At 68.7% G+C, this 6,672-nt stretch carries 3 protein-coding genes and 1 pseudogene; all 4 read right to left on the bottom strand.

Features of this window, described 5'->3' with window-relative positions; all coding sequences use genetic code 11:
* Positions 1-192: pseudogene (locus tag SACHA_RS26245) on the bottom strand (DUF3566 domain-containing protein); the annotation flags it as partial.
* 55 nt (positions 193-247) lie between these two features.
* Positions 248-3,889, bottom strand: a complete 3,642-nt coding sequence (gene gyrA / locus SACHA_RS0115010; RefSeq protein WP_019810999.1) for an intein-containing DNA gyrase subunit A — start codon at positions 3,887-3,889, stop codon at positions 248-250.
* Between the two features lie 70 nt (positions 3,890-3,959).
* Complete coding sequence (gene gyrB / locus SACHA_RS0115005; RefSeq protein ID WP_019810997.1) at positions 3,960-5,924, bottom strand: DNA topoisomerase (ATP-hydrolyzing) subunit B; 1,965 nt, start codon at positions 5,922-5,924, stop codon at positions 3,960-3,962.
* A gap of 301 nt (positions 5,925-6,225) precedes the next feature.
* The coding region (locus SACHA_RS25590; protein WP_039739207.1) for a DciA family protein at positions 6,226-6,672 on the bottom strand (447 nt) is incomplete at its 5' end.

Genomic DNA, 6,672 nt, shown 5'->3' with positions numbered 1-6,672 from the left:
ACCCGAGGCGTCCCCGTGGGTATCACCGGCGGATCCGGCGGTGGGATCGGCGGGGGTGCCGCCGGACTCGGTGGTGCCGGGATTCGCCCCACCGTCGTCACCCGCGATCCGCTGCCAGGGTGGCGGTTCGCCCGGGCTGGTGTCGGTGGTGCCGCCCGAGCCGCTCTGTTCGGTGTTGTCAGAAGGTGTCACAAACCGTCATCCCTCGTCACTCGCGCGCCACTGGTGCCAGGGTCGTGCGACCCGCCTACTCCGCGTCCCGCGGGTCGCTTCCGGCGGCGGTGTCGTCCCCGGAATCCGACCCGGACACGGTCTCGGAGCTCATGCTCCCGTCCTCCTCCGGTGGGAGTTCACCGGTGGTGGTGCCCTCTTCGGGGACGTCCGACGGCCGGTCGGCGTTGCGTGCCACGGCGAGCAGAGCGTTCCCCTCGCCGAGATCTATCAATCGGACGCCCTTGGTCTGCCTACCCGCCTTGCGGACCTCACCCGCGGGCGTCCGGATAACTCCACCACTGGAGGTGATGGCGTACAACTCGTCCTCGATGTCGACGATCAGCGCGGCGACGAGCGCACCGCGCCGTTCGTCGTGCTGGATCGTCAGCACACCCTTACCACCGCGGCCGCGCACCGGGTATTCCTCGACCGGGGTGCGTTTGGCGTACCCGCCGTCGGTGGCGACGAGCAGGTCGGTGTCCGGCCGGACGACGTTGACGCTGAGCAGCTCCGCGCCGTCGTTGAACCGCATGCCGAGGACACCCGAGGTGGCCCGGCCCATCGGGCGCAGCACCTCGTCGGTGGCGTGGAAACGGATGGACTGGCCGTCCGAGGACACCAGCAGCAGGTCGTCCTCGGCCGAGGCGAGCACCGCGCCGACGAGCTCGTCGCCCTCCCGCAGATTGATCCCGATCAGACCACCGGAGCGCGGGGAGTCGAAGTCGGACAGCCGGGACTTCTTCACCAGCCCCTTCCGGGTGGCCAGCACCAGGTACGGAGCCACCTGGTAGTCCCGGATCTGGATGACCCCGGCGATGTGTTCCTCCGGCTGGAACGCCAGCAGGTTCGCCACGTGCTGCCCGCGCGCGCTGCGGTTGGCCTCCGGAAGGTCGTACGCCTTCGCCCGGTAGACCCGGCCCTTGTTGGTGAAGAACAGGATCCAGTCGTGCGTCGAGCACACGAAGAAGTGCTGCACGATGTCGTCCTGGCGCAGCGTGGTGCCCTGCACGCCCTTGCCGCCGCGCTTCTGCGACCGGTACAGATCGGTCTTCGTCCGCTTCGCGTAGCCCGTCCGGGTGATCGTCACGACGACGTCCTCCACCGGGATCAGATCCTCGGCGGAGACATCCCCGTCGTACGGGATGATCTGCGTGCGGCGCTCGTCGCCGTACTTCTCGACGATCTCGGCGAGTTCGGTCCGCACGATCGAGCGTTGCCGCTCGGGCTTGTCCAGGATGTCCTTCAGATCGGCGATCGTGGCCTCGCGCTCGGCCAGTTCGTCGGTGATCTTCTGCCGCTCCAGGGCGGCCAGCCTGCGCAGCTGCATGTCCAGGATCGCGGTGGCCTGCACCTCGTCGACCTCGAGCAGCTCCATCAGCCCGGTGCGCGCCTCGTCCGCGCTCGGCGACCGGCGGATCAGGTTGATCACCGCGTCCAGCTGGTCGAGTGCCTTGACCAGACCACGCAGGATGTGCGCGCGCTCCTCGGCCTTGCGCAGCCGGTACCGCGTCCGGCGGACGATGACGTCGATCTGGTGGGCCACGTAGTGCCGCACCATCTGGTCCAGCCGCAGGGTCCGCGGGACGCCGTCCACCAGCGCCAGCATGTTGACGCCGAAGTTGTACTGCAGCTGGGTGTGCTTGTAGAGGTTGTTCAGCACCACCTTCGCCACGGCGTCGCGCTTGAGCGTGATGACGATGCGCATCCCGCTGCGGCTGTTCGTCTCGTCGGCGATGTCGGCGATGCCGGTGAGCTTGCCGTCCCGCGCCAGCGTGGCGATGTTCTCCACCAGGTTGTCCGGGTTCACTTGGTACGGCAGCTCGGTGACCACCAGCGTGGCGCGGCCCTTGGTGTCCTCCTCGACCTCGACCACCGCGCGCATCCGGACCGATCCGCGGCCGGTGCGGTAGGCCTCGGAGATCCCCCTGGTGCCGAGGATCAGCCCGCGGGTCGGGAAGTCCGGCCCCTTGATGCGCTCCATCAGCGCTTCGAGCAGTTCCTCCTCGCCGGCCTCGGGGTGGTCCAGCGCCCAGATCACCCCGTCGGCGACCTCGCGGAGGTTGTGCGGCGGGATGTTGGTCGCCATCCCCACCGCGATCCCGGACCCACCGTTGACCAGCAGGTTCGGGATGCGACTCGGCAGGACGTCGGGCTCCTGCGTGCGCCCGTCGTAGTTGTCGGAGAAGTCGACCGTCTCCTCCTCGATGTCCCGCAGCATGTCCATCGCCAGCGGGTCGAGGCGGGATTCGGTGTTGTGGCTGACGAATCCGTCGGTGACGAACGCGTGGTCGTCACTGTCGACGCGCACGCTGTAGACGGACCGCACGCCCGCGTCGCTCACGGACGCGACCTCGGCGTAGTAGTACCGCCCGTCGACGAGCGGTTCGACGACGTCGAGCACGTCCGGCTCCGTGATCCGTGCGGCGATCTCGTCCCGCCGGGTCTCCCACCGGGCGACACGGTCGACGTTGTGCCTGCGCAGCCAATCCCGTTCGGTCCACCACCGGGCACCGTGCCCACGGATGTACTCACCGACGAACGGGACGTGGTCCGACGACAGGGAACGCGAGTCGTGCGGGATCTCGGCCAGCACGGTCTCCAGCTTGTCCTGCTTGGTGCCGTCGAAGCCGATCCTGGTGGCGAACAACCGGGCGTCACGCCGGTTGGTGATGACGACCTTGTACTCGCCCGAGTCGTAGCGGACCTGCTTGGCCACGACGCCGAACTCCAGCAGCAGCTGCTGCACCTCGCGCGCCAGCCGGGCGCTGTAGGTCGAGTACGAGACCTGCACGGAATTCCGGGGCAGTCCGGAGACCGATCCGTCACCGGTGAACAACGCCGCCAGGAACGTCCGTTTGAGCTCCGGTCCGCCCGTGTGCACGAACTCGGGCACCCGTTCGCCGACGGACGCGCCCGCCACTCGGGCTTCGTCCAGGTGGCGGGGGTCGGTGTCGGAACCGGCGGGCGGCTCGGTGCGTTGGAGCACGACCTTCTCGCCCGGCTCGATCTCCGACAGGAGTTTCCACACCAGCGTCGGAACACCCAGCACCCGGGACAGGCAGAGCACCGGGTGGTTGTGCGTCCCGGTCAGCTCGAAGCCTTCGCGCGTGGTCATGCGGAGCGTGGGGTGCTCACCCGAATGGAAGAGCATGTCCGCCCGGACCGGGTCGCCGTTGCGGTCGAGAAGCTTGACGTCGACGGGGTGGTCGCTGTTCGGCCGGGCGTCCGGAACGAGGTCCCCGATCGCGACCGTGGCGCCGTCCGCGAGCTTCACGCGGGTGTCGCCGGTCACGCAGTACCTCATCGCGGCGGCCGGATCGTTGCCCGGGGAGCCGAAGTTGCCCTGGCCGTCGATCAGCGGGTACCGCATCGACCAGCCCTGCGCCAGGCGCACCAGGGCGTCGTAGATCGCCGAGTCGCCGTGCGGGTGGTAGTTGCCCATCACGTCGCCGACCACGCGGGAGCACTTGTTGTACCCGCGGTCGGGGCGGAAACCGGAGTCGTACATCGAGTACAGCACCCGGCGGTGCACGGGCTTGAGTCCGTCCCGCACGTCCGGCAGGGCCCGCGACACGATGACACTCATCGCGTAGTCGATGTACGAGTTCTGCATCTCCTGTTGGATGTCAACAGGTTCGACACGGCCCCGGTGGTCCGGTTCCAGCGTTTCGGTCACGGAGAAGAAGTCCTTTCACACGAGCGACGTCGGCGGGCGGGCGCGCGGCCGGGGTGAGCCGGGCGCCGCGTCAGACGTCCAGGAAACGCACGCCCTTGGCGTTGCGGGTGATGAACGAACGGCGGGCCTCGACGTCCTCGCCCATCAGCACGGAGAAGAGCTCGTCGGCCGTGGCCGCGTCGTCCAGGCTGACCTGGAGCAGTACACGGTTGGTGGGGTCCATGGTGGTCTCCCACAGCTCGTCGGCGTTCATCTCGCCGAGGCCCTTGTACCGCTGGATGCCCTCGTCCTTCGGCAGCTTCCGGCCCGCCTCGGCACCCGCGCGGAGCAGGCCCTCCTTCTCGCGCTCGGTGTAGGCGTACTCGGCGTCGTTCCGCGGCCACTTGATCTTGTAGAGCGGCGGTGAGGCCAGGTACACGTAACCCTGCTCGATCAGCGGGCGCATGAACCGGAACAGCAGGGTCAGCAGCAGCGTGCGGATGTGCTGGCCGTCCACGTCGGCGTCGGCCATCAGCACGATCTTGTGGTATCGCAGCTTCGAGATGTCGAACTCGTCGTGGATGCCGGTGCCCAGCGCGGTGATCAGCGACTGGACCTCCGCGTTCTTGAGTACCCGGTCGATCCGCGCCTTCTCCACGTTGATGATCTTTCCGCGGATGGGCAGGATCGCCTGGTAGTGCGAGTCGCGGCCCTCCTTGGCCGAGCCCCCCGCGGAGTCACCCTCGACGATGTAGAGCTCGCACTTCTCGGGGTCGGTGGAGCGGCAGTCCTTCAGCTTGCCCGGCAGGCCGCCGATGTCCATCGCGCCCTTGCGCCGCACCAGGTCGCGGGCCTTGCGCGCGGCCATCCGGGCCTGGGCGCTGGAGACCGCCTTGTTGATGATGACCTTGGCTTCGGCGGGGTTGCGCTCGAACCAGTCCGCCAGCCACTCGTTGCAGGTCGTCTGCACGAACGAGCGGACCTCGCTGTTACCCAGCTTGGTCTTGGTCTGGCCCTCGAACTGTGGCTCCGCGACCTTGACGGAGATGATCGCCGCGAGGCCCTCCCGCACGTCGTCGCCGGTGAGGTTGGCGTCCTTCTCCTTGAGCAGCTTCTTGTCCCGCGCGTAGGCGTTGACGACGCGGGTCAGCGCGGCGCGGAAGCCCTCCTCGTGGGTGCCACCCTCGTGCGTGTTAATGGTGTTGGCGAAGGTGTAGACCGACGGGGTGAAGCCGTTGTTCCACTGCATCGCGACCTCGACCTCGACGCCCTCGCCCTGCTCCTCGAAGGAGACCACGGTCGGGTGGATCGCGTCCTTGGAGGCGTTGATGTGCCGGACGAAGTCCTCCAGCCCACCCGGGTAGTGGTAGGTGCGCTCCTTGACCTCGGCCTGCTGACCGGCGGCGTCCTCGTCCTCGTCCCCGGAGACCCGTTCGTCCCGCAGCACGATCGTGAGCCCCTTGTTCAGGAACGCCATCTCCTGCAGGCGGCGGGCGACCGTCTCGGCGCTGAAGTAGGTGGTCTCGAAGATCTCCGGGTCGGCGAAGAACGTCAGACTCGTCCCGGTGCGCTCGGTGGGTCCCTTCTCCAGCAGTTCGCCGGGGACCGACTTCGCGTAGTGCTGCACCCACATCGTGCCGCCGCGGTGGACCTCCACGTCCAGCGTGCTGGACAGCGCGTTGACCACGGAGACGCCGACGCCGTGCAGACCACCGGAGACCGCGTAGGACTCGCTGTCGAACTTGCCGCCCGCGTGCAGCTGGGTCAGCACGATCTCCAACGTCGGCTGACCGTGGACGGGGTGTTCCTCGACGGGGATGCCGCGACCGTCGTCGACCACCCGCACGCCACCGTCGGCGAGGAGGGTGACCTCCACCTGAGTGGCATGGCCCGCCATCGCCTCGTCGACGGAGTTGTCCACGACCTCCCAGATCAGATGGTGCAGGCCACGCTCACCGGTCGAACCGATGTACATGCCGGGGCGCTTGCGGACCGCCTCCAGGCCCTCGAGCACCGTGATGGAGGACGCACTGTATTCGCTGTTACTCGCTGCCACCGGCCTGACTTCTCCTCGTCTCGCCCAACGGACACCGGGGGGGACGTCCGGGTCACATCCGGCCCGCGTCGGGCCCGAAGCTGGTATTCGTTCCGGCACCGATCCGGCTTGCCTCATTCAAGTTTACTTGGCCGGTCGCGCTCACAGGCACCAAGGACACCCCTGGCTGCGCCACAGAGCCACGAATTCGGACACGGACGAGTCCAGTCCCGATGACCTGCCCGACCGCGCCTCGACGCCGCGTCTGCGGCGCCCGGCGGGAACGCCTCCCGCCGGTGCGGTCGCGACGCCGTGCGGGCGGTCAGCCATAGGTGTCCCGTGGCCCCCGACCGGAGATGTGCCGGGGCCCCTTGCGCCAGCTCGGCGCGGTCGGTCCCTGAATGCGCATCTTCGTGACCACCCCGTGGCCGACTCCGGCCGCGATTCTCGCGAGGAGCTGACGCTGGAGCAAACGCAACTGGGTGGCCCATGCGGTGGAACTGGCCCGTACGGTCAGCTCGCCGTCGTTGAGGGAGACCGGCTGTGCGTGCTCGGCGACCTCCTCGCCGACCAGCCGCGCCCACTGGCCGAACACCCGCCCATCCGCCAGGCGCTGGTTCCAGCCGAGCTGGGACGCCATGCGGGAGACCAGCCTGCCCAGCGGCTGCGGGTCCCGGTCGTCCCCCGAGGGGCCGGACCAGCGGCGCCTGCGGGAATTCTGTCCCCCGTCGCCCGGGCGGCGCGGGGTGCCCGGCCTGCGCACCCCGGG

The organism is Saccharomonospora halophila 8 (assembly GCF_000383775.1).
In the GTDB taxonomy this organism is placed as follows: domain Bacteria; phylum Actinomycetota; class Actinomycetes; order Mycobacteriales; family Pseudonocardiaceae; genus Saccharomonospora; species Saccharomonospora halophila.
This window is presented reverse-complemented; position numbering and strand designations above follow the sequence as displayed.